Genomic DNA, 18,808 nt, shown 5'->3' on the forward strand with positions numbered 1-18,808 from the left:
TCCACTTTGGCGCGTGAACATCTAGATAAGCGCCTTGAAGCAGATCCAATGGCCGCCGGGCGCATATTTGAGGCGATAGTCGATGGTCGACTGGGTCTATCCGCTCTAGACCTACTGCTGAAACGGCCAAAATTACTAACGCCTGATCGACTTGCGCGACTTCTGACGTGGTACGACAGCCCAGTGGCGGGAAAGCGAGAAAGGGTAATCTCACTGCTGAAGGAGCCCTTCCTGGGCAGAAACGACATCATTACTTGGGCACATCGTTTACGGGAGGACGAGGACTTCCATATTCGCGAGGCCGGTCATCGCCTGTTGCGTGAGCATAGAGTTTCCTAAGCCCCGGAGCGGAGCATCCAGACGGGCATCGGTGGTGCCAGTCAGGCGGGTGAAGCCGGGATCGCGGCGCGAATGGCGAGGTTGATCGGGTGCGGTTCGCCTCATCGATCCTGCCGAAATCGGCGCGTCGGGCGCGAAGTCTGGATGCGCTGCTTCCCGTTCTCTACCTGCGCGGTGTTTCAACGGGCGATTTTGGGAAGCGCTGAGCGCGCTTGTGGGCAAGGACGCGCCGAACCTGTCACCCTCGGTGATCACGCGGCTGCGGGAGAGTGGAACACTGACTACGAGCGTCGGCAAAAGCGCGATCTTTCGGCGCGTCGATGTCTATGTTTGGGCGGACACGGTCTATCTGCAGGCGCGGATAGAAGACCAAGCCGAATGCATGCTCGGTCCTGATCGGCCCCACGCCCGAGGGCAGGAAAGAACTCGTCGGTTTATAGACTGGCGTTCGCGAGAGCGCACAGAGCTGGCGCGAGTTGCTGGTCGACGTGAAGCCGACTTCGCGCCCTATTTCTCGGCGAACCGATCGCCAATTCGGCTGCTGAGCCGTAAATCTCACGCAAATCCGACTTCATGTTGGCCTGCACCGAGAGCGGCACCTTGTTCAGCACGTTGGCTGTCTTATGACTCACAACGTTGGTGCCTGGGCCGGGAAAGACCTCGACTTCCTCCTTTCCGCCGAAAGCCGCACCCTCTCCCTGAAGGAGATTTACAAGGGTGGCGAGGAAAAGGCTTACGACAGGTTCAAGCGCCTTCGTTGGGCTTCGACGCAAGGCGAGCCTGTTTGAATGCGGGTGCTTGGATCATTACGACATTCCGACCCGTCGCAAGTTCAAGTGCGCCGCTTGCGGTGCGCAGTTCTCGGTTACGAGCGGCACAATCTTCGCCTCGCGCAAGCTGTCGTTTGTCGATCTGCTCGCTGCGATCTGCCTGTTCGTCAACGGTGCCAAAGGCATGTCGGCGGTCCAGTTCTCTCGCGATCTGGACGTTCAATACAAGACAGCCTTCGTGCTGGCTCACAAGCTGCGCGAAGCCCTGTGGGCTGAAACCAAGAACGAAACCCTTGAAGGCGAGGTCGAGATTGATGGCGCTTATTCGGCGGCGTGGTGCGCCCTGAGAACCGCCGCAAGGACCGCCGCATGAAGGAGAACCAGTCAGACCTCCGCCGCGTTGTGATCGCCCTGCGCGAGCGCGCTGGCCGCACCTTGACGTTTGTCCGTCATCGCGAAGCCGAAGGCGTCGAAATCGCCCGCGCTCGTATGCTGGCCGGTTCCAAGCTGTTCGCGGACGAAGCCAACCATTGGGACGCGCTGGAAGCTGATTACGCTTCGACCCGCATCAATCACTCGCAAAGCTACAGCGACGGCCACGGCAAGCATACGAACATGGTGGAGAGCTATTTCAGCCGCCTTCGTCGGATGGTCGCCGGTCAGCACCACCACGTTTCGCACCGCTACCTCTACCAGTACGCCAATCATGCCGCATGGCTTGAAGATCACCGTCGCCGGTCAAATGGTGGCAATGCCTTCGCTCTGCTTGGTGGTGCGCTCAATCATTCCGTGAGTCGCGTTTGGGCTGGCTACTGGCAACGCTAGACTGGCGTCGAATCAGGTTGCATTTTGTGCAATGCACAATCTAGACGAGTCGGCCAGAATCAGGCTATACGGCGCAAAATATGCGAAGATCGCAAAACGGGCGCGGTGGGAGGAAACCAGCCAAGCCTTTGAATCTAGATACCTTTTTTGCACCCACACTATTATGTGGCAGGGTGCATTTGCCGCTGCCTTGACTCCGGCAGGCCGCGAGACTCTTATCCATCTCGTGAGGGGAAGAATCCCTTCGCCCAATACGACAAAGCCGGGGCTTCCGACCCCGGCTCCGTATCGGTAACCGCAGTGCTTTGGACGGCTTGCGGCTAGTCGTATGTACACGCGGGACCCTACTCGCAATGGACTCGCTGTCAAGTCGTCCAAGCGTCCTAAAAGGAGTTTAGGATAATGACGACCGACAATAAACCACCATACCAGCTCACATATGATGATGCAGTCGACGTTTGGCTACGTCATTGGGCTGGGCAATATCAGCATCACATTGCCGCCGTCTATGGCGTCAATCCGGGCCGCGTGAATGACGTTCTCAAAGGGCGGAAACACGCAGGTGCCGAACAGGTCGCCGCTTCGAAAAGGAGGGCTGCCTAATGGCTAGTAGTTCCGTGAAACTTCTTTGCGGCTCTTGCAAGGTCGACCTTGAAGGACCCGCGAATGCGAAGGACCATGACGTGATTGCGTGTCCCCGGTGCGGGCGCAGTGACACACTCAAAAACGTCGTGAGGGAAGTCACGAAGCATGCCGAGGAAGCGATGGCGCGCGGTCTTCAGAAAAGCCTGAGCGGCGCGTTCCGAGGGAGCAAGAACGTCAAGTTCTCTGGCAACCCCGTCCCACATCGCACCTATCGCTTCATCAGCGATATGAAACTTTGACATAGTTTCTACTCCTGCGGTCGGCTGTCATGGCCGACCGCTTCGGCCCGCCGCCGTCGCCAGCCCTTCGCCGTCTTGATGTTATTCATGAGCGGCTTCACAAGCGCGGTATCCCATCCCTTCGCCTGAGCGATACGCGTTGCGGTTTCCCGGTTCGACGCGCTGCCTTCCGCTTCATGCCTGAGAATCAGCCGGTAAAGCTCGCCCTTGCGGAAGCGGCTTGGCGTGCGCCGTAGCGGCACGATAAGCGACGGATCGCCCTTGTAGCCAAGGATGAGCAGCACCGCGTCAATGTGCTGTAGTTGGTGACGGTCCGCACCCTTGAACCGGATCGCGCCGGATATCTCGGATCGCTTGGCCACCAGCGTATTGATAGCGTGTTGGTATCGGGTGGAACGGACGGTGGGCGCTACGCTCGGCATCCCCGGATTTTATGGGAACCTACCCTTTAAGTCGTGCGGGAAGTTGGTGCGTTTGCTACATAAGACCGCACAAGTGCATCCCCATGCCTGACTGGCAGTGCGCTTCGCCGCAGGAAGAGTCCCGTTACTTTCCCGGCCTGGCAGGGCAGCTTGTCTCGGCGCCGCTGAATTCCGATCTGCAAAGCGGCCTCATCCCGTCACGCCCTGTGAAAAAAGGGCAGGAGGGCTACGGCTTCCATTTCAGCGTCAGCCGCTGAACGCTTGAGCCGGCTCTACGGCTATTCGGCTGGGGTTTTCCGAAGCTTTTCTAACACAAAGAGCTTGCCCTGGCGCACGGCGTACTCGATTGATTGCGCCTTCGCCAGATGTGCCGCAATCGAGCTGGCCAGCATGCAGCCCGTCCCGCGCATCGATGCGGCAAGACGCGGCGTGTCAAAGCGGACTGGTTCGTGATCGGGGCGCAACAGAATATCGGTTGATTGCGGTCCCGATGCATGGCCGCCCTTGATCAGCAGAGCCCGCGCGCCGGCTGTCAGCAATTCCTGGCCTTGCCACACTACGCCGTCCTCATCCACTGCCCGCTCCGAGCCAACAAGGAGTGCCAGCTCGAAGAGATTGGGGGTGACCAGACGGCAAAGGGGCATCAGGTCGCGTTTCATGGCGGCGATGGCGCCGGCTTCCAGGAGCGCCCGGCCTGACGTCGACGCCAGCACCGGGTCGAGCACTGCCGGCACCTGCGGATTTTCGCGCAGCACTCCGGCAACCGCAATGACGATCTCCACCGTGGCGAGCATCCCGATCTTGATGGCCGCCACTTTGTTGGCCTGCAACCCCGCACGCATCTGACCGGCCACCAGACCGGGTTGCATAGAGTGGATTTCCATGACCGCATGGTGCGTCTGCACCGTTAGCGCGGTGACAGCAAGGCAGGTGCGCACGCCAATGGAAGAGATCGTCTCGATATCGCGTGCTATTCCGCCTCCACCGCTGGAGTCAGATCCGCCGACCACGAGCACATGCGGTTCTCGCCTCAGCGCCATGGCTTTGTCTTTTCGATCCATTCTCGCGTGCGCGCTTCGGGATCGGCATTCAACGTGATGTCGGTGACCACCGCCGCGCTGTCCGCACCAGCCTCGAAGACACCGTCGAGCCGGTCGGGGTTGAGGCCGCCAATGGCGACCAATGGGATCGGCGCCACCCGATGCTTCCACTCGCTGATCCGCTCGAGCCCTTGCGGCGCCCATTTCATCTGCTTCAGGACGGTGGGATAGATGGGGCCGAGCGCGATATAGTCGGGCTCGGCAGCGATGGCCGTTTCCAGTTCTAGATGATCGTGCGTGGAAAGCCCGAGCTTCAATCCGGCGTACTTAATCGCCAGCAGGTCGGCCGCAGCCAAATCCTCCTGGCCGAGATGGACGAAGTCGCAGCCTTCCTCAATTGCCGTGCGCCAATAGTCGTTGACGATCAGTTGGCAACCATGGACCGCGCAGACGCCGTTCGCGCGGCGGATTTCCGTCCGCAGCGTGGCCTCGTCCCTATCCTTGATGCGCAACTGAACCAGCTTGACGCCAAGCGGCACCAGGCGTTCGATCCAGGCGGCGCTGTCGACGATCAGGTAGAACGGATCGAGCTTCATGAAAAAACCGCCCTGCCAATTGTCGGCGTCGACGGCACGGCGACGTCGCGCGGTTCGAGCATTCCCGAGCTGAAAGCTTCACGACCGGCCTCGACCGCCTTGCCGAACGCACGCGCCATGCCGACCGGATCGGCCGCCTTGGCGACCGCGGTGTTCAGGAGTACGGCGTCAAAGCCGAGCTCCATGACGGCTGCCGCGTGCGATGGCCGTCCGAGCCCCGCATCCACGATCAGCGGAACATCAGGGAAATGTCCGCGCATCGAGCGCAGCGCCGTGATGTTGATCGGTCCGAGAGCGGAACCGATCGGTGCGCACCACGGCATCAAGACCTTGCAGCCCGCCGCAAGCAGCCGCTCGGCAACGACAAGGTCGGCGGTGGTATAGGGGAATACAGCAAAACCGTCCTCGCACAGGATGCGGGCGGCTTCGACCAGACCGAAAACATCCGGCTGCAGCGTGTCATGGTTGCCGATCACTTCGAGCTTTACCCAGTTCGTACCGAAGACTTCGCGCGCCATTTGTGCGGTCGTGACCGCTTCCTTGACGGAGTGGCAGCCAGCAGTGTTGGGCAGGATTCTGACACCAAGCGAGCGGATCAACGACCAGAATTCTTCGCCAGCCCTGCCGCCTGCCATTTCACGGCGCAACGAGACGGTCACCACCGCCGTGCCCGAAGCCCTGACTGCATAGGCAAGGATGGCCGGCGAAGGATATTGAGCCGTGCCAAGAAGCAGGCGCGACGGAAGCTCGGCTCCATAAAGCTCGATCATGGCCTAGCCGCCCTGCATGGGCGAGAGGATTTCAATCCGGTCGCCGTCGTTCAACTGGAATTCCGCCCGGTTGGATTTGTGCACGAGGTCGTTGTTGACGGCGGTCGCGAGCCAATCGCCCTCATAGTCAAGCGCGGCAAGCAGCGCCTCCAGCGTTGTGGCGGCAACCTCATGCGCTTCGCCGTTGACCATCAGTTTCATGAGCAAGCTCCTTGGTTCTGTCTTGACTGAAAACCAGGTCGGCAGCCTGGCGCGCCATGGCGGGAGCCAGGAGAAAACCGTGACGATAGAGCCCGTTGATCGCGATGATTTCACCGTTCGTTTCGACGCGCGGCAAATTGTCGGGAAAGGCTGCGCGGACGCCGACACCGGTTTCAACGATCTCGGCCTCCCCAAAGGCCGGGTGGAGGGCATAGGCGGTACCCAGCAGCTCCATCATGGAGCGCGCCGTGACCGGTCCGCCGGACTGGCTTTCAATCATCGTCGCACCAATCATGAAACGGTGGTCGGTGCGCGGCACTGCGTACAGTGGAAAGCGCGGATGCAGCAGCCTGACAGGGCGCGACAGCGACATATCAGGGGTACGCAGGGTGAGCATTTCGCCGCGAACGCCGCGCAGCCAGTCATTTTGTGCCGCCATTCCCGTACAGTCGATCTGACGATCGAAACCAAAAACATGCTGGGCGTCGGCGCCGAAGTGGAATTCAACACCCGTGGCCGCGAGCTTGTCATGAAGTGCTGCCATCGCCTGGCGCGGATCAAGATGGCCCTCAGCGGGGAAGAGCAATCCGCGGCGGAAGCGGCCGGCTAAGTCGGGCTCCAGCAAGGCAATTTCATCTTCCTCGACGCGCCGATAGCCCGTCGTGCGGCTGGCGAACCGGTCGAGCTCGCCCGCATCGCGCGGCGCGGCCAAGACCAGCGTTCCCCGTCGTGCTACCAAGCCGGGCGTTGCGGCGTCCCACCAGTCGGCGGCGTCACGTCCGAGATCCAGCACCGGCTGCTCGGCGCTTTCACGCTCGCACCACGGCGCCAGCATGCCACCGGCGAACCACGACGCATTGCCCCCAAGGGCAGGCCTTGTCTCGGCAACGGTAACCGCCGCGCCGCGTGCGGCGAACTCGAAGGCGGCGGTGAGGCCGGCAATGCCGGCCCCTTTGACCAAGACCTTCATGATGGCTCACGTGGCTGAGGTATGAGCGGTGCGCCGGTCTCGTCCGCCGGCAGGTAGAGATCGCCGCCCTCGCGGTATTTCGCCGCCATCGCCGCCATGCCCTCTTTCTGTGCCTCGGCGCGGATGTCGTGGGAGATACGCATCGAGCAGAATTTCGGACCGCACATCGAGCAGAAATGCGCCACCTTGTGCGCCTCCTTGGGCAAGGTCTGGTCATGGAAGGACCGCGCCGTTTCGGGATCGAGCGACAGGTTGAACTGGTCCTCCCAGCGGAACTCGAAGCGCGCGCGGGAAAGCGCATCATCCCTGACTTTCGCTGCCGGATGGCCCTTCGCCAGGTCGGCGGCGTGGGCTGCTATCTTGTAGGTGATCACGCCGATCTTGACGTCGCTGCGATCGGGAAGGCCGAGATGCTCCTTGGGCGTGACGTAGCAGAGCATGGCGGTGCCGAACCAGCCGATCATCGCGGCGCCGATGCCTGAGGTGATGTGGTCGTAGCCCGGCGCGATGTCGGTCGTCAGCGGTCCGAGCGTATAGAAAGGCGCCTCGCCGCAGACGGCGAGTTGCTTGTCCATGTTCGCCTTGATTTTGTGCATCGGCACGTGGCCAGGCCCCTCGATCATCACCTGGCAATCCTTCGCCCAGGCGATCTGCGTCAGCTCGCCAAGCGTTTCCAGCTCGGCGAACTGCGCCGCGTCGTTGGCATCGGCGATCGAGCCGGGACGAAGGCCGTCGCCGAGCGAGAAGGAGACGTCATAAGCGCGGCAGATGTCGCAGATCTCCGCGAAGTGCTCGTAGAGGAAGCTTTCCCGGTGATGGTGCAGGCACCATTTGGCCATGATCGAGCCGCCGCGCGAGACGATACCCGTCACCCGGTCGACGGTCAGCGGGATGTAATGCAGCCGCACGCCGGCGTGGATGGTGAAATAGTCGACGCCTTGCTCGGCCTGTTCGATCAGCGTGTCGCGGTACACCTCCCAGGTCAGATCCTCGGCAATGCCGCCAACCTTCTCGAGCGCCTGGTAGAGCGGCACCGTGCCGATCGGCACCGGCGAGTTGCGGACGATCCATTCGCGGATGTTGTGGATGTTGCGGCCGGTCGACAGGTCCATCACCGTATCGGCGCCCCAGCGGATCGCCCACACCATCTTTTCGACCTCTTCGGCCATCGACGATGTGACGGCGGAGTTGCCGATGTTGGCGTTGATCTTGACCAGAAAATTGCGACCGATGATCATCGGCTCGCTCTCGGGATGATTGATGTTGGCGGGAATGATCGCGCGTCCGCGCGCCACCTCGTCGCGCACGAATTCGGGTGTGACGAAATCGGGCAGCGTCGCGCCGAAAGCCTCGCCGTCGCGCTCAAGCTTTCCGCGCAGGATCTCGCGACCAAGGTTCTCGCGGATGGCGACGAACTCCATTTCGGGTGTGATGACGCCGGCGCGCGCATAGGCAAGCTGTGTCACCGCCTTGCCGGCCTTGGCTCTGAGCGGCCGGTTGCGAACGGGAAACTCCGGTGTCAGGCGTTCGCCCACCGCGAATCCGTTGTCTTCCGGCCGGACATGGCGGCCGTCATAGGCTTCGACATCGCCCCGCGCGATAACCCATTTATGGCGAATCCGCGCGAGGCCCTTTTCGATGCTGGTTTCGACTGTCGGGTCGGTATAGGGGCCGGACGGATCGTAGACGATGACGGGCGGTTCGCCCGCCGTCGGATGGACGGAGATTTCGCGCATCGGCACCCTGATCTGCGAGTGGATGGTACCGAGCTTGTGGATTTTCCGGGAGGCGGGCAGCGGTCCCGTCGACACTGCGGGGGTGAGGGCATTCATCTTGAGCTCCTTTGCTCATGCATTGGAGACCCAGTTCTGTGCCGGAAGGATGAAAAGACGCTTCTGTAGACCTGCCGAAACAGGACCTCGGGCGTAAACTCCCGCAAAGCGCTTGCACCGTCCCTACGCCAGTATGAACTGGATCAGGTTCAACGGGTCACTGCGCCGCGAAAGCCAGCAGTATCTCAGCCCCTTGCCGGGACTCCCCTGGTGAATGCCTCAGGTTGAACGGGCCGGCGCGGCTTTGTCAAGCGCATTTGGCCCGCCCACTGTCAAATCAAGGACCGCGTCGTCTTCTTGGCAATCAGGCATCTGCCCCTGCTCTGTTCCACATCCTATTTGGGTGCAAGGCCACCACTCAGCGGAACCCTCAGAGAAGGAAACCGTCCAGATTTGGCTAGACTGCTCGACGATAAGTCCAGAGCTGTGCCGGCGGTATGTTGCGGACGACGAAGTCATAGTGGGAAACCACGTAACGGTCTGGCATCTTGATCACCGGCGACAGAGGTCCGTATGTGATCTGAATCACGGGCCGGCCGGCAGGAATACGGGCAAGCAGATCCTCAACCAGCGCGACACGCTGTTGCATTGGAAAGCTCAACAGCGGGACTGCACTTATAACGCAATCGAACTGTTCACCTTTGCGCTCACCCAGAGCTTCGTCCAGCGCAAATGCGTCGCCCAATCTGAAGTCCACATTCGGGAAGCGTTGCACCAGGCCGTCGTAGAAAATCCTGGAATATTCGACTGAAACCAGCTGGTGCGGCTTGATTCCCCTAGCCAGGATCGCCTTTGTGATGACACCGGTTCCCGCGCCAAGCTCCAGAATTGGCAATCCTGACCGTGGGTTCACCACGCTTGCCATCCGGCGTGCCGCATAAACCGAAGTGGGAATAAGGGCTCCCACGCCCTTCTTGTCCTTCTGCCAGCCTTTGAAGAATTCAACTTCTTCCTCAAACCTTTTGCCGAGCCGCTCCTTCAGTCGCAAAATCATATCTTCTCCTTGCGTCAGCCGCTTACCCAACGTCATGAATTTGGCAAAGCGCGTTTTGGCCAATCTCGACACCCTTTACAAGCCCGTTAAGACTGCTTGCGTGTCACGACGCGGTCAGCATGAATTGCCCCTTAACGCACTTTCATGTTTGCTGGGCCTATGTCTCGCCCTCGCTTGCTGCCCGAAAAAAGTTTCCCGAGCTATGCGTATCTGCCCGGCAAATATCCGCATCCGATGCGTGATCCCTTGGGCCACAGTTACCGATCAGATCCGGTGACCGTCGCCGTTGGCGAAGCGCTCGGCTCAGATGTGTTTCTCTGGGGAATCGACCTTTTCAACCACGGTTACTACTGGGAAGCCCATGAAGCCTGGGAGCCTCTCTGGCAGGCTGCGAAACAAAGCGCTCAGCACCGCCTGTTCTTCAAGGGACTGATCCTGTTGGCGGCGGCCGGCGTGAAGATCCGTGAGGGAAAGCGGGTCGCTGCGGCGCGCCATGCGACAAGAGCTGCAGGGCTTTTTCGTCAGGTGGTGAGAGTGCCGGGCGGCCTGTTTGAGAAAGCACTGGGAATGACACCCGCCGCGCTCGCTGAACATGCCCAAGCGATCGTAGCTTACCCGGTTGTTCTGCGGGAGCCAAAGCCTGCCCAGCCTGAGCCCGTCTTTGATTTCATACTCGCACCAGTATCCGAGAGCCTTTGATCGGCAATTCAGTGGTCCAAGCTAACTTTGTCAGCAGGAAACGGGGCCTTTGAAAACCGCTCACCACCCGCATGCGTCACAAACAATAAGAGTGCAGTAATGTTTATAGGCAACTCGCGGCCGCTTCGATGTCGATGGTCTGAGGGTCGGGGCTGACCGGTGGCGCTCGTAGCCAATCGATTGATGGCAGAGATGCCGGCCGGGCTTCAATGACGGGGATGGCGAAAAGCTGAGTGCTCGGGCTTGCGGGCCGAGCTTGTCGGCCGCTCGATGGAAAGGGTCATTTGAGGTGGGGTCTCGGCCGCGTGCAGCTGAAAGACACGCTCGTCCAGTTCCTTGTCCACTTCCGTCAGACGATGATTGAGGCGAAGGTAGTCCGTCCAGGTCGGCGTGCGGAACGTTTCTGTCCAATGCATAGGCTTCTGCAGGTTCCGCTGGAGCGTCCAGTTCCGAGCACCGACGCGGCTGTGTACATGGCGCCGCTGCCGCATGAGGTCGAGGAAGGCCTCGAGATTTCTCTCGGCTATCAGATATTCGATCTTGACCACGATCGGGCCGCTCCTCGGCTTCAAGTTGAGAGAGACAGCTGGGGCATCGAATTCCTCCAAGGGATCGGGCTCGGAGTCGCGGCGCTCTCGAAGAGGAAAGAGAACGCCGGCTGCAGCGACGATCAACAGGGCTCCAGCGGAGCCCTCCAGCGCCCAGGTCAACGAATGGTTTTCGGCCACCGTGGGTGCGGATTGTTCCGCGAATCTGAAAACTATGGGGTCCATCCGTGGCGTACGGCCGACCGCTGGCCTTCATCGCGGCAGTCGCCGCCCGCCGCCTCAGATGCCGCCCATGCAGAGGTACTTCATTTCAAGATAGTCTTCGAGGCCGTGGCGGGAACCTTCCCGCCCGATGCCGGACTGTTTTATCCCACCGAAGGGCGCGGCTTCTGAGGACATGCGTCCTGTGTTGATCCCCACCATGCCATATTCCAGCGCCTCGGCCACACGCCAGACACGCTTCAGGTTCGAAGCATAGAAGTAGGCGGCGAGGCCGTAGATCGTGTCGTTGGCCTCACGCACGGCCTGATCGGCATCCTCAAAGCGAATGATCGGCGCCAAGGGTCCAAAGGTCTCTTCTTGCGCCACCATCATTTGCCTTGAGACGTTGCTGAGGATCGTCGGCTGGAAAAAGTTGCCATCGCTGCCGATCCGGCCGCCGCCACATCGGATCGCGCCACCTTTGGCCAAGGCATCGGCAATGTGAAGTTCGATCTTGGCCAGTGCATGCCCGTCGATCAGCGGACCGATGGCGACACCTGGATCGAAGCCGTCGCCGACCTGAAGCTCACGGACACGCTCCACGAATTTGGCGACGAATTCGTCATGAACGCCCGACTGGACGTAAAGCCGGTTGGCGGAAACGCAGGTCTGGCCGGCATTGCGAAACTTGGCCTGGATCGCACCGTCGACGGCAGCATCGACGTCGGCATCATCAAAGACAATGAAAGGCGCATTGCCACCCAACTCTAGACCGACTTTCTTTATCTGGTCCGAGCACTGGCGCATGAGCAATCGGCCGACCTCGGTCGAACCGGTGAAACTGATCTTGCGGACCTTGGGGTTGGAGCAGAGTTCGCGGCCGACCGTATTGCCTTCGGAGGCGTAGATGAGGTTGACGACGCCTTCGGGAAAGCCGGCAAGATGGGCCAGAGCAAACATTGCACCTGCCACGAGGGGCGTCTGTTCAGCAGGTTTGAGCACGATGGTGCAGCCGGCGGCGAGAGCCGGCGAGATCTTGCGCGCAACCATTGAGGCGGGGAAGTTCCAGGGCGTGATCGTTCCAACGACGCCGATCGGCTGTTTGATCACCAGCATGCGACGGTCTGTAGAGGGCGGCGAGATCGTCTCACCATAGATGCGGTTGGCCTCTTCGGCGTACCATTGCAGATATGCGGCCGCATGCGCCACCTCAGACTTCGCTTCGGCTAGCGGCTTGCCCATCTCCGCAGTGAGGATCGCTGCAAGATCGTCAGTGTGGTCGACGATCAGTTGGTGCCAACGCCAGAGGATGTCGCTGCGCTCGCGCGCGGTCAGTGCGGCCCATTCAGGTTGCGCCACATGAGCTTTGTCGATTGCGGCGCGCGTCTCCTCGACACCCATGTCGGGCAGCTCCGCCAGCACTTCGCCGGTCGAAGGGTTTGATACCTCGAAGGTCTGCTCACTTACCAGCATGCCAAGAGCCGGCACCCGGTCAATGGCTCCGAACAGCTCGCGCGATTTCAGGTGGCGAAGCATTGGCTCGTACAAGGACAACGCGAATCCTCCTCGATGCAATTGGCGTGTCACACGACTTTTTGGTTTATCCGCTGGCCTAGGATTTCGCATAGGGCCTCAGTGAGGGGCCACTAGACCCACTCGAATCCACTCAACCGAAACTGATGTCAGTTGTGCGAAACAGTCCGACCATTTCTCGAAACAAGGAGATCGAATCCATGTCGTTGCTCGCGCACTGGAGAGCAAATCGTGATCCTGCCGCGCTGTCAAACATTCCAACTGGTTTTTGCAGTCCAACCGCCCGTGAACGCGCTGGAGCACTGCGCGTCTCTTTTGCGGAAACAGATGTGCCGAGGTCAGATTTGAAGCTGCCGCAGCGCTCAGTTCAGCAGGGCTATCCCTGATCTATGGCCTTGCTTTGATGGTGGGAGCGCTCTTTGCGGACCATGTCGTACGACTCGATATACGCCATCTCCAGAAGGTATCCTAGGAACTGCAGCCTGTGAGACCCCGCGATCTGATTCAGCTCGCTGAGCATTGCGCTGATGAAGGCAAGCGCCTTGGCCCGGTCGGATCTCAATCCCTTGTCGATCATCGTACGTCCCCACTTCCGCGGATTGCTCCTATATGGAGCGCGCTCTATTCAGTTCAGATGCTTCTGGATGCATGCTTCGATAGGCACGTCCATGCCGATGTCGAGGATTGGCGCGCTGTGCGTAAATAGAAATGAGGTCGACCCCGGTTGCCGCTACGGCTGGTGCCGTTGCCGGCGTTATGCGACCCGAGGCCTCGGTGGTCGCGCGGCCGTCGACCATTGCCACCGCTCGGGTCAGTTGCTTGACGGACATATTGTCCAGCAGGATGGCGTCGACCCCGGCGCCTAGCGCGATCTCGAGCTGGTCGAGCGTGTCGACCTCGACCTCGACCTTGACCATATGGCCGACCGCGGCGCGCGCCCGCTCAATGGTCGTGCGGATGTCGCCGGCAATGGCAATGTGTTTGTCCTTGATGAGCACGGCATCATCCAGCCCGAAGCGGTGGTTGGCGCCGCCGCCGGCGCGCACGGCGTATTTTTCCAGCGCGCGTAGGCCGGGCGTCGTCTTTCGCGTGCAGACGATCCGTGCTTTCTGACCGCGCACCGCCTTGACGATCTCGGCCGTTGCCGTCGCAATGCCGCTGAGATGGCAGAGAAAATTGAGCGCTGTACGCTCGGCCGCAAGCATTCCACGCGCCGGTCCACTCACCCTTGCAATAGTCTCACCCGCCGCGATCCTGCTGCCGTCCAGACGTCCAAAATTTATGTCGATCGACGGATCAACAAGCATGAAAGCGTAGGCTACCAGATCAAGACCGGCAACAACGCCAGACTGCCGTGCTCTGAACGCAAAGGTTGCCTTGCAGTCAAAGGGTATAATCGCATCGCTGGTAAGGTCACCGGCTTTGCCCAGATCCTCAAGTAGAGCGCTACGCACGATCGGCTCGATCACGATCCCGGGAAGGGGTGGAGGTGACGTCATCAGGCACTCCGTTCCGCGCACCGCAGATTAAGTTCGGCCGCAACCGTCATTGCTGAGGCGAGGGTCAAGCGCGAAGATCGGGCCTGCGCGCTGCGTGTGGGGAAGTCCGACCTGCAATGCGAGCCGCGGCTTTCCTCGCGCCGAAGCGCTGCAATGGCGATCATCAGCGCGATCAAAGCAGGGTCGGAAGCGCCAGTGTTGCGAACCGCGATCGGCAGCAGCGTTTCCACGGTGTCGGATAGTGCTTGCCCGTCCCGTATAACACCGAGCCCATTGGAGACCGCGTCGCGAACGGAGGAGGGGTCGGGCCGCGGGGGTGCCGTTGCGACAAGCCTTGGCCACTGCCAGCCCGCAGGAGCGGCAGCTACGCTTTGCGCGACCCACAGCGAGGTCGTCACGGCCTCGGTCAGCGAGTTGCTGGCAAGCCGGTTCGCCCCGTGCAGACCGGTGCAGGCAACCTCACCGCAAGCCCACAAGCCCGACACCGTGCTGCGGCCCGCGGCATCCACGGCCACGCCGCCCATGTGATAATGTGCCGCCGGGCGAACCGGAATCGGCTCAACGGCAGGATCGATTCCGGCGTCCCGGCAATGCCGGGTCACAGCTGGGAAGCGCTTGGCGAACTTCTGGCCGAGGGACTGCCGGGCATCAAGGTAAACGCGATGTCCGGTGCCAAGCTGCTGCCACACGGCCCGAGCCACGACATCGCGCGATGCCAGTTCGCCGCCAGGCGTGTCGCACAGAAAGCGGTGCCCGCACTCGTCGATCAGCACTGCGCCTTCGCCGCGAACCGCTTCGCTCACCAACGGCATCGGCCGCTGCGAAACGTCGAGCGCCGTCGGGTGGAACTGGATGAATTCCAGATCGGCGAGTTCCGCACCGGCGCATGCGGCGAGCGCCAGGCCGTGCCCGAATGAGCCGGCTGGATTGGTCGTGTCTCTGAACAGGGCGCCGATACCGCCGCTCGCAAGAACCACGCGGCGCGTCGGAAATATAATCGCCTGTCCACCTTTTGCCGCCACAACGCCGCTGACCGCCCCATTTTCCACAATGAGCCGGCGGGCTTCCATGCCTTCCAGAATTGTGATCGAAGGCGTTCGCCTCACAGCGATGATGAGCGCGCGTACAAGCTCGCGGCCCGTAGAGTCACCCCCGGCATGGACGATCCGGCGACGGGAATGCGCTGCCTCGAGCCCGAGCCGCAGTGTCCCGTCCCACGAGCAGTCGAAGGCGACGCCCAAGTCCATCAAATTCTCGATGGCTCGGTACGCCGCATTCGCAACGCGTCTGACCACACTCTCGTCGCAGAGGCCATCACCTGCAGCAAGCGTGTCTGCAAGATGGAGGTCTGGACTGTCGTCAGCGCCGAGGCTTGCCGCCAGCCCGCCTTGCGCGAGTGTGCTGGAGGTTTCGGTCCCGAGCCGCGTCGGGGACAAAAGGTAAACGGGATGCGGCGCCAGATGAAGCGCGGTCATGAGCCCGGCAACGCCAGCGCCGATGATCACGGGCGCTCCCCTGATGTCGCCGACGTCTGGCGTCATACGGCAAGCATCCGCTCGACCGCACGCCGAGCACCATCAACCACTCGAGCATCGATGGTCACGATGTGGCGGGTTTCTTGCAGCGCCGTGCGAATGTTGGCGAGCGTGATACGCTTCATATGCGGACAGAGATTGCAGGGGCGCACGAACTCGACGTCGGGGTGCTCGATGGCCACGTTGTCGCTCATTGAGCATTCGGTCATCAACACGACGCGCGCAGGCTTGTGCCGTCCGACGAAATCCGACATCGCCGCAGTCGAGCCGGCGAAATCGGCAACCGCGACAACTTCCGGCGGGCATTCAGGATGGGCAAGCACGGTAACGCCAGTGTAGGCATCCCGCAGCTCGCGAATGTCGGCTGGCGTGAAGCGCTCATGCACTTCGCAATGACCGTTCCAGGCGATGATCTCGACCGAAGTCTGTGCCGCGATGTTCCTGGCCAGGTATTCATCGGGCAGCATGATCACCCGCTCAACGCCAAGCGACTCCACCACAGCCAAAGCGTTGCCGGAGGTGCAGCAGATGTCCGACTCGGCCTTCACGGCAGCGGACGTATTGACGTAGGTCACGACCGGCACGCCAGGATAGCGTTGCCGCATCAGCCGCACATCGTTCGCAGCGATCGAGTCAGCCAGCGAGCAGCTTGCGCCGAGATCTGGAATGAGCACCGTCTTGTCCGGATTGAGGAGCTTCGCCGTCTCAGCCATGAAATGCACGCCGGCGAGCACGATGATGTCCGCATCGACGGTCATTGCCTTGCGGGCCAGCGCCAGGCTGTTGCCGACGATGTCGGCCACGCAGTGGAAGATCTCGGGGGTTTGATAGTTGTGCGCCCAGGATAACGGCGTTGCGCTCGCGCTTTAGCGCCAGAATGGCCTCGACGTCGTCGCTGAAAGCCGCCCATTCCACTCGGGGGATGACGCGATGGACGCGCTGATACACGGACGCGGCCGAAGGTATCGTCCCGCTCACCGGCGCCTCCCGTTTATAATCCATTCGACTATAAGGGGTATATATCTAGGTTGACTATAAGCGTGTCAACCCCGGGCCAGAGGCAATTTTGTCCCCGCAACGGCAGTTTCATCCAGCACGACATGGCGAAACTGATAGAGCTTGGCCGGGCGCCCGCCCGTATCCAGAGAAGTCTCGCCGGTCTCCTCGACCAGTTCTTGCTGCTCGATGAGCCGGCGAAAGTTAGGCTTGTTGATCAGCCGGCCTGCCAGGGCTTCCACGGTCCGTTGCAGCTGCAGCAGCGTAAACACCGGCGGCATCAGCTCGAAGACGACTGGCCGGTATTTGATCTTCGAGCGCAAGCGCGCAAGGCCCGTGGCCAGGATGCGGCGATGGTCGGCAACCATCGTTGTCCCGGCTGTTGAGTCGGATGCGATCGACCGTTCGTCGCGGGTGGCCTCTGCCACCAGACCCGCCTCGTAAAGCAGCTCATAGCGCTGAAGCGCCAGCTCTTCATTCCAGGGGCGCTCGTCGAGCCCGAAAGCAATGGCAGCCCGCCGCCGCCGCTCACTGCGCGTCGCAGTTTGCTTGGCATCGGCCGCCCAGGCAAGCAGACGCGGCTTCAGAACATCCGCAATCAGTTTCGGTCTTCCGAGGCGGTGGTCCTCCCACGGAAAATAATCGTACCAGCTCCGCCAGGCACAGGTGGATGCGCCGGTGGCATGTTCCTTCCGGGTCAAAGCGAGATAGCTGATGGAAATGACGCGCTGCTGGCGCCCGTCGGCGCGGTCGGCATCAGCGAACGTATAGAGCTGCTCAATATAGCCGAGGGGATGACCAGTCTGCTTCTCGACCCACGCCCTTAGACCTGACTGCAGCGATCGATGCTCCAGCGCGAACGGCCCCGAGGGCAGGCAATCCCCCTGCCCGATGGTGAGGACCGCTGGTTCACCATCATTGACGGACACGACAACGGCAATCAGCTCCGCTTCGACTTGCTTGGCCTTGGCGGCGGCCCTACCGTTGCGTGTTGCTTTTGGGCGATCTTCCATGGTTGCCTGGGTTGGGCAGAGTTTTCCCTGCGAAACATCCTAATCGATTTAACCAGCGTGTAACAGGCCATTTCGCCTGTCAACTCGGCTGCTCCATGAAAGGCTTAGACCTTCGGTCTACACCCGGCATGTTTCAGAAGCGACGTTCGCGGCACCTGACCCTGGGGCAGCGCAAGTAAGCCGCGCTCGGCGGTCCGAGAGGCTCTGCCATTGTGGAGTGACCGGGGCCTCAAGTAACCCTGCACGGGGGCGGGAATCCTCGAAGATAGCGGGCGCCGGCTACGTGGCTCGACCCCACGTATTATTGGCAGAGATAGAGCTTAAAATTGGACGCCGATCGAGGGTCAGTTTTGGAAACGATGACGTAATTGCTGCCGTCGCTCCTTTGAACGAAGATTCGGCTGACGGCAAAAGCCGCCAACCATTGAGATCGAGGAGGCCGCAGTGAAGCAATATGTCGGGCTGGATGTGTCGCAGAGGGAGACGAGCGTCTGTGTGGTCGACGATACTGGAAAGACGGTGTTCCAGGGAAAGGCGAAGTCCGATCCGGGAGCACTGACCGAGTTACTCCGCAAACGTGCGCCTCAAGCCGAGCGCATCGGATTTGAGACGGGCGCCATGTCCAGCTGGCTATGGCACGAGCTGAAAAGGGTCGGGTTGCCGGTCGACTGCCTTGATGCTCGGCATGCAAAGGCAGCGCTTTCAGTGCGAATGAACAAGAGTGATGAGAATGATGCCCGCGGACTGGCCGAACTGGTTCGCGTCGGCTGGTATCGAGAAGTGAAGGTCAAGAGCGCAGAGAGTCAGGCCACCCGGTCCATGCTCGTCGCCCGGTCGAGACTTGTCGAGATCCGTCGCGATCTCGAAAATCAGACACGGTCCATGCTGAAGGAATATGGGCTGCAGTTCAGTCGATCGATTGGGTCACAGTTCCGGCGAAAGGTTTGGGAACTGGTTGCTGACGGCGCAGGTTGTCTACTACAATCCTGGGGTGTGTGAGAGGGGCTCAACGAACTGCCAGCGTCATCGGTCCGTCGAGGACCATCGGCGCAGTCGTGCCCGTCAGGCGCAATGCGCCTGTAAAAGTAGTCGTTTTCCAGTGCCCGTGCGGGATCGGAGATCGGCACCGCATGCCCCGCTT

At 61.0% G+C, this 18,808-nt stretch carries 16 protein-coding genes, 8 pseudogenes and 1 riboswitch; of the genes and pseudogenes, 7 read left to right on the top strand and 17 right to left on the bottom strand.

The features are described from left to right. Positions 1–342: 342 nt before the first annotated feature. Positions 343–776 (top strand): annotated as a pseudogene (locus NKJ89_RS28845) (transposase); the annotation flags it as partial. 87 nt (positions 777–863) lie between these two features. Here NKJ89_RS28845 and NKJ89_RS35820 read toward each other — a convergent pair. Next, positions 864–1,004: pseudogene (locus NKJ89_RS35820) on the bottom strand (transposase); the annotation flags it as partial. 42 nt (positions 1,005–1,046) lie between these two features. Between NKJ89_RS35820 and NKJ89_RS28850 the strand changes: the two are divergent. Both NKJ89_RS28850 and NKJ89_RS28855 read left to right on the top strand, forming a co-directional pair. After that, positions 1,047–1,934: pseudogene (locus NKJ89_RS28850) on the top strand (IS1595 family transposase). A 402-nt stretch (positions 1,935–2,336) separates the two neighbouring features. Continuing rightward, positions 2,337–2,537, top strand: a complete 201-nt coding sequence (locus NKJ89_RS28855) for a hypothetical protein (protein ID WP_128290069.1) — start codon at positions 2,337–2,339, stop codon at positions 2,535–2,537. Positions 2,538–2,826: 289 nt separating this feature from the next. On the opposite strand, the gene NKJ89_RS28860 is transcribed toward NKJ89_RS28855, so the two are convergent. Beyond that, a complete protein-coding gene (locus NKJ89_RS28860; protein WP_352607535.1) occupies positions 2,827–3,180 on the bottom strand; it encodes a hypothetical protein in 354 nt (117 codons plus the stop codon). Positions 3,181–3,323: 143 nt separating this feature from the next. Between NKJ89_RS28860 and NKJ89_RS28865 the strand changes: the two genes are divergently transcribed. Next, entirely contained in the window at positions 3,324–3,497 is a 174-nt protein-coding gene (locus NKJ89_RS28865; protein WP_023737084.1) for a hypothetical protein, read from the top strand. Between the two features lie 21 nt (positions 3,498–3,518). Here NKJ89_RS28865 and thiD read toward each other — a convergent pair whose 3' ends face one another. From thiD to pmtA, 7 genes are all read right to left on the bottom strand, one after another. Then, positions 3,519–4,280 carry a bifunctional hydroxymethylpyrimidine kinase/phosphomethylpyrimidine kinase gene (gene thiD, locus NKJ89_RS28870; RefSeq protein ID WP_352607556.1) on the bottom strand — a complete coding sequence of 254 codons (762 nt, stop codon included), beginning with the start codon at positions 4,278–4,280 and terminating at the stop codon, positions 3,519–3,521. After that, positions 4,271–4,876, bottom strand: coding sequence for a thiamine phosphate synthase (locus NKJ89_RS28875; RefSeq protein WP_023796531.1), 606 nt, complete (start codon positions 4,874–4,876; stop codon positions 4,271–4,273). Before NKJ89_RS28875 ends, thiD begins: the two co-directional genes overlap by 10 nt. Beyond that, positions 4,873–5,646 (bottom strand): thiazole synthase, encoded by a 774-nt coding sequence (locus NKJ89_RS28880; RefSeq protein ID WP_023796532.1) that lies wholly within the window; start codon positions 5,644–5,646, stop codon positions 4,873–4,875. The genes NKJ89_RS28875 and NKJ89_RS28880 overlap by 4 nt, the downstream gene beginning before the upstream one ends. 3 nt (positions 5,647–5,649) lie before the next feature. Continuing rightward, positions 5,650–5,847 carry a sulfur carrier protein ThiS gene (gene thiS, locus NKJ89_RS28885; RefSeq protein WP_023768632.1) on the bottom strand — a complete coding sequence of 66 codons (198 nt, stop codon included), beginning with the start codon at positions 5,845–5,847 and terminating at the stop codon, positions 5,650–5,652. Next, on the bottom strand, positions 5,816–6,817 hold the full coding sequence (gene thiO, locus NKJ89_RS28890; protein WP_352607538.1) for a glycine oxidase ThiO: 1,002 nt from the start codon (positions 6,815–6,817) through the stop codon (positions 5,816–5,818). The genes thiS and thiO overlap by 32 nt, the downstream gene beginning before the upstream one ends. Continuing rightward, on the bottom strand, positions 6,814–8,649 hold the full coding sequence (gene thiC, locus NKJ89_RS28895) for a phosphomethylpyrimidine synthase ThiC (RefSeq protein WP_352607540.1): 1,836 nt from the start codon (positions 8,647–8,649) through the stop codon (positions 6,814–6,816). The genes thiO and thiC overlap by 4 nt, the downstream gene beginning before the upstream one ends. A 102-nt stretch (positions 8,650–8,751) precedes the next feature. Continuing rightward, positions 8,752–8,868, bottom strand: a riboswitch (TPP riboswitch). 178 nt (positions 8,869–9,046) lie between these two features. After that, entirely contained in the window at positions 9,047–9,643 is a 597-nt protein-coding gene (gene pmtA / locus NKJ89_RS28900) for a phospholipid N-methyltransferase PmtA (RefSeq protein ID WP_023796535.1), read from the bottom strand. A gap of 174 nt (positions 9,644–9,817) precedes the next feature. Here pmtA and NKJ89_RS28905 point away from each other — a divergent pair, with 174 nt between their 5' ends. Further along, positions 9,818–10,342 (top strand): DUF309 domain-containing protein, encoded by a 525-nt coding sequence (locus tag NKJ89_RS28905; protein WP_352607542.1) that lies wholly within the window; start codon positions 9,818–9,820, stop codon positions 10,340–10,342. Between the two features lie 206 nt (positions 10,343–10,548). Here NKJ89_RS28905 and NKJ89_RS28910 read toward each other — a convergent pair. Next, positions 10,549–11,073, bottom strand: a pseudogene (locus tag NKJ89_RS28910) (MFS transporter); the annotation flags it as partial. Between the two features lie 96 nt (positions 11,074–11,169). Beyond that, complete coding sequence (locus NKJ89_RS28915; RefSeq protein ID WP_434221366.1) at positions 11,170–12,627, bottom strand: NAD-dependent succinate-semialdehyde dehydrogenase; 1,458 nt, start codon at positions 12,625–12,627, stop codon at positions 11,170–11,172. A gap of 197 nt (positions 12,628–12,824) precedes the next feature. Between NKJ89_RS28915 and NKJ89_RS28920 the strand changes: the two genes are divergently transcribed. Next, entirely contained in the window at positions 12,825–13,010 is a 186-nt protein-coding gene (locus NKJ89_RS28920; RefSeq protein ID WP_156936427.1) for a hypothetical protein, read from the top strand. Here NKJ89_RS28920 and NKJ89_RS28925 read toward each other — a convergent pair. The 5 genes and pseudogenes from NKJ89_RS28925 to NKJ89_RS28945 all read right to left on the bottom strand — a co-directional run bounded on the left by NKJ89_RS28925 (position 13,001) and on the right by NKJ89_RS28945 (position 17,667). Next, positions 13,001–13,201 carry a hypothetical protein gene (locus NKJ89_RS28925; protein WP_023693535.1) on the bottom strand — a complete coding sequence of 67 codons (201 nt, stop codon included), beginning with the start codon at positions 13,199–13,201 and terminating at the stop codon, positions 13,001–13,003. The two genes, NKJ89_RS28920 and NKJ89_RS28925, sit on opposite strands and share 10 nt — an antisense overlap. A gap of 48 nt (positions 13,202–13,249) precedes the next feature. Then, positions 13,250–14,123, bottom strand: a pseudogene (gene nadC, locus NKJ89_RS28930) (carboxylating nicotinate-nucleotide diphosphorylase). Then, on the bottom strand, positions 14,123–15,664 hold the full coding sequence (locus NKJ89_RS28935) for an L-aspartate oxidase (protein WP_352607546.1): 1,542 nt from the start codon (positions 15,662–15,664) through the stop codon (positions 14,123–14,125). The pseudogene nadC and the gene NKJ89_RS28935 overlap by 1 nt, the downstream one beginning before the upstream one ends. Continuing rightward, positions 15,661–16,660, bottom strand: a pseudogene (gene nadA, locus NKJ89_RS28940) (quinolinate synthase NadA). Before nadA ends, NKJ89_RS28935 begins: the two are co-directional and overlap by 4 nt. A gap of 41 nt (positions 16,661–16,701) precedes the next feature. Next, a complete protein-coding gene (locus NKJ89_RS28945; RefSeq protein WP_352607548.1) occupies positions 16,702–17,667 on the bottom strand; it encodes an NUDIX hydrolase in 966 nt (321 codons plus the stop codon). Between the two features lie 444 nt (positions 17,668–18,111). Here NKJ89_RS28945 and NKJ89_RS28950 point away from each other — a divergent pair. Further along, positions 18,112–18,630 (top strand): annotated as a pseudogene (locus NKJ89_RS28950) (IS110 family transposase); the annotation flags it as partial. Positions 18,631–18,691: 61 nt separating this feature from the next. Here NKJ89_RS28950 and NKJ89_RS28955 read toward each other — a convergent pair. Further along, positions 18,692–18,808: pseudogene (locus NKJ89_RS28955) on the bottom strand (IS630 family transposase); the annotation flags it as partial.

Source organism: Mesorhizobium sp. M0047, from assembly GCF_040323315.1.
In the GTDB taxonomy this organism is placed as follows: Bacteria; Pseudomonadota; Alphaproteobacteria; order Rhizobiales; family Rhizobiaceae; genus Mesorhizobium.

What these genes read in the sequence shown, in the direction of transcription:
- NKJ89_RS28855 (WP_128290069.1), top strand. Translation starts at nt 2,337, where the DNA reads ATGACGACCGACAATAAACCACCATACCAGCTCACATATGATGATGCA.
- NKJ89_RS28865 (WP_023737084.1), top strand. Translation starts at nt 3,324, where the DNA reads ATGCCTGACTGGCAGTGCGCTTCGCCGCAGGAAGAGTCCCGTTACTTT.
- thiD (WP_352607556.1), bottom strand. Translation starts at nt 4,280, where the DNA reads ATGGCGCTGAGGCGAGAACCGCATGTGCTCGTGGTCGGCGGATCTGAC.
- NKJ89_RS28875 (WP_023796531.1), bottom strand. Translation starts at nt 4,876, where the DNA reads ATGAAGCTCGATCCGTTCTACCTGATCGTCGACAGCGCCGCCTGGATC.
- NKJ89_RS28880 (WP_023796532.1), bottom strand. Translation starts at nt 5,646, where the DNA reads ATGATCGAGCTTTATGGAGCCGAGCTTCCGTCGCGCCTGCTTCTTGGC.
- thiS (WP_023768632.1), bottom strand. Translation starts at nt 5,847, where the DNA reads ATGAAACTGATGGTCAACGGCGAAGCGCATGAGGTTGCCGCCACAACG.
- thiO (WP_352607538.1), bottom strand. Translation starts at nt 6,817, where the DNA reads ATGAAGGTCTTGGTCAAAGGGGCCGGCATTGCCGGCCTCACCGCCGCC.
- thiC (WP_352607540.1), bottom strand. Translation starts at nt 8,649, where the DNA reads ATGAATGCCCTCACCCCCGCAGTGTCGACGGGACCGCTGCCCGCCTCC.
- pmtA (WP_023796535.1), bottom strand. Translation starts at nt 9,643, where the DNA reads ATGATTTTGCGACTGAAGGAGCGGCTCGGCAAAAGGTTTGAGGAAGAA.
- NKJ89_RS28915 (WP_434221366.1), bottom strand. Translation starts at nt 12,627, where the DNA reads ATGCTTCGCCACCTGAAATCGCGCGAGCTGTTCGGAGCCATTGACCGG.
- NKJ89_RS28920 (WP_156936427.1), top strand. Translation starts at nt 12,825, where the DNA reads ATGTCGTTGCTCGCGCACTGGAGAGCAAATCGTGATCCTGCCGCGCTG.
- NKJ89_RS28925 (WP_023693535.1), bottom strand. Translation starts at nt 13,201, where the DNA reads ATGATCGACAAGGGATTGAGATCCGACCGGGCCAAGGCGCTTGCCTTC.
- NKJ89_RS28935 (WP_352607546.1), bottom strand. Translation starts at nt 15,664, where the DNA reads ATGACGCCAGACGTCGGCGACATCAGGGGAGCGCCCGTGATCATCGGC.
- NKJ89_RS28945 (WP_352607548.1), bottom strand. Translation starts at nt 17,667, where the DNA reads ATGGAAGATCGCCCAAAAGCAACACGCAACGGTAGGGCCGCCGCCAAG.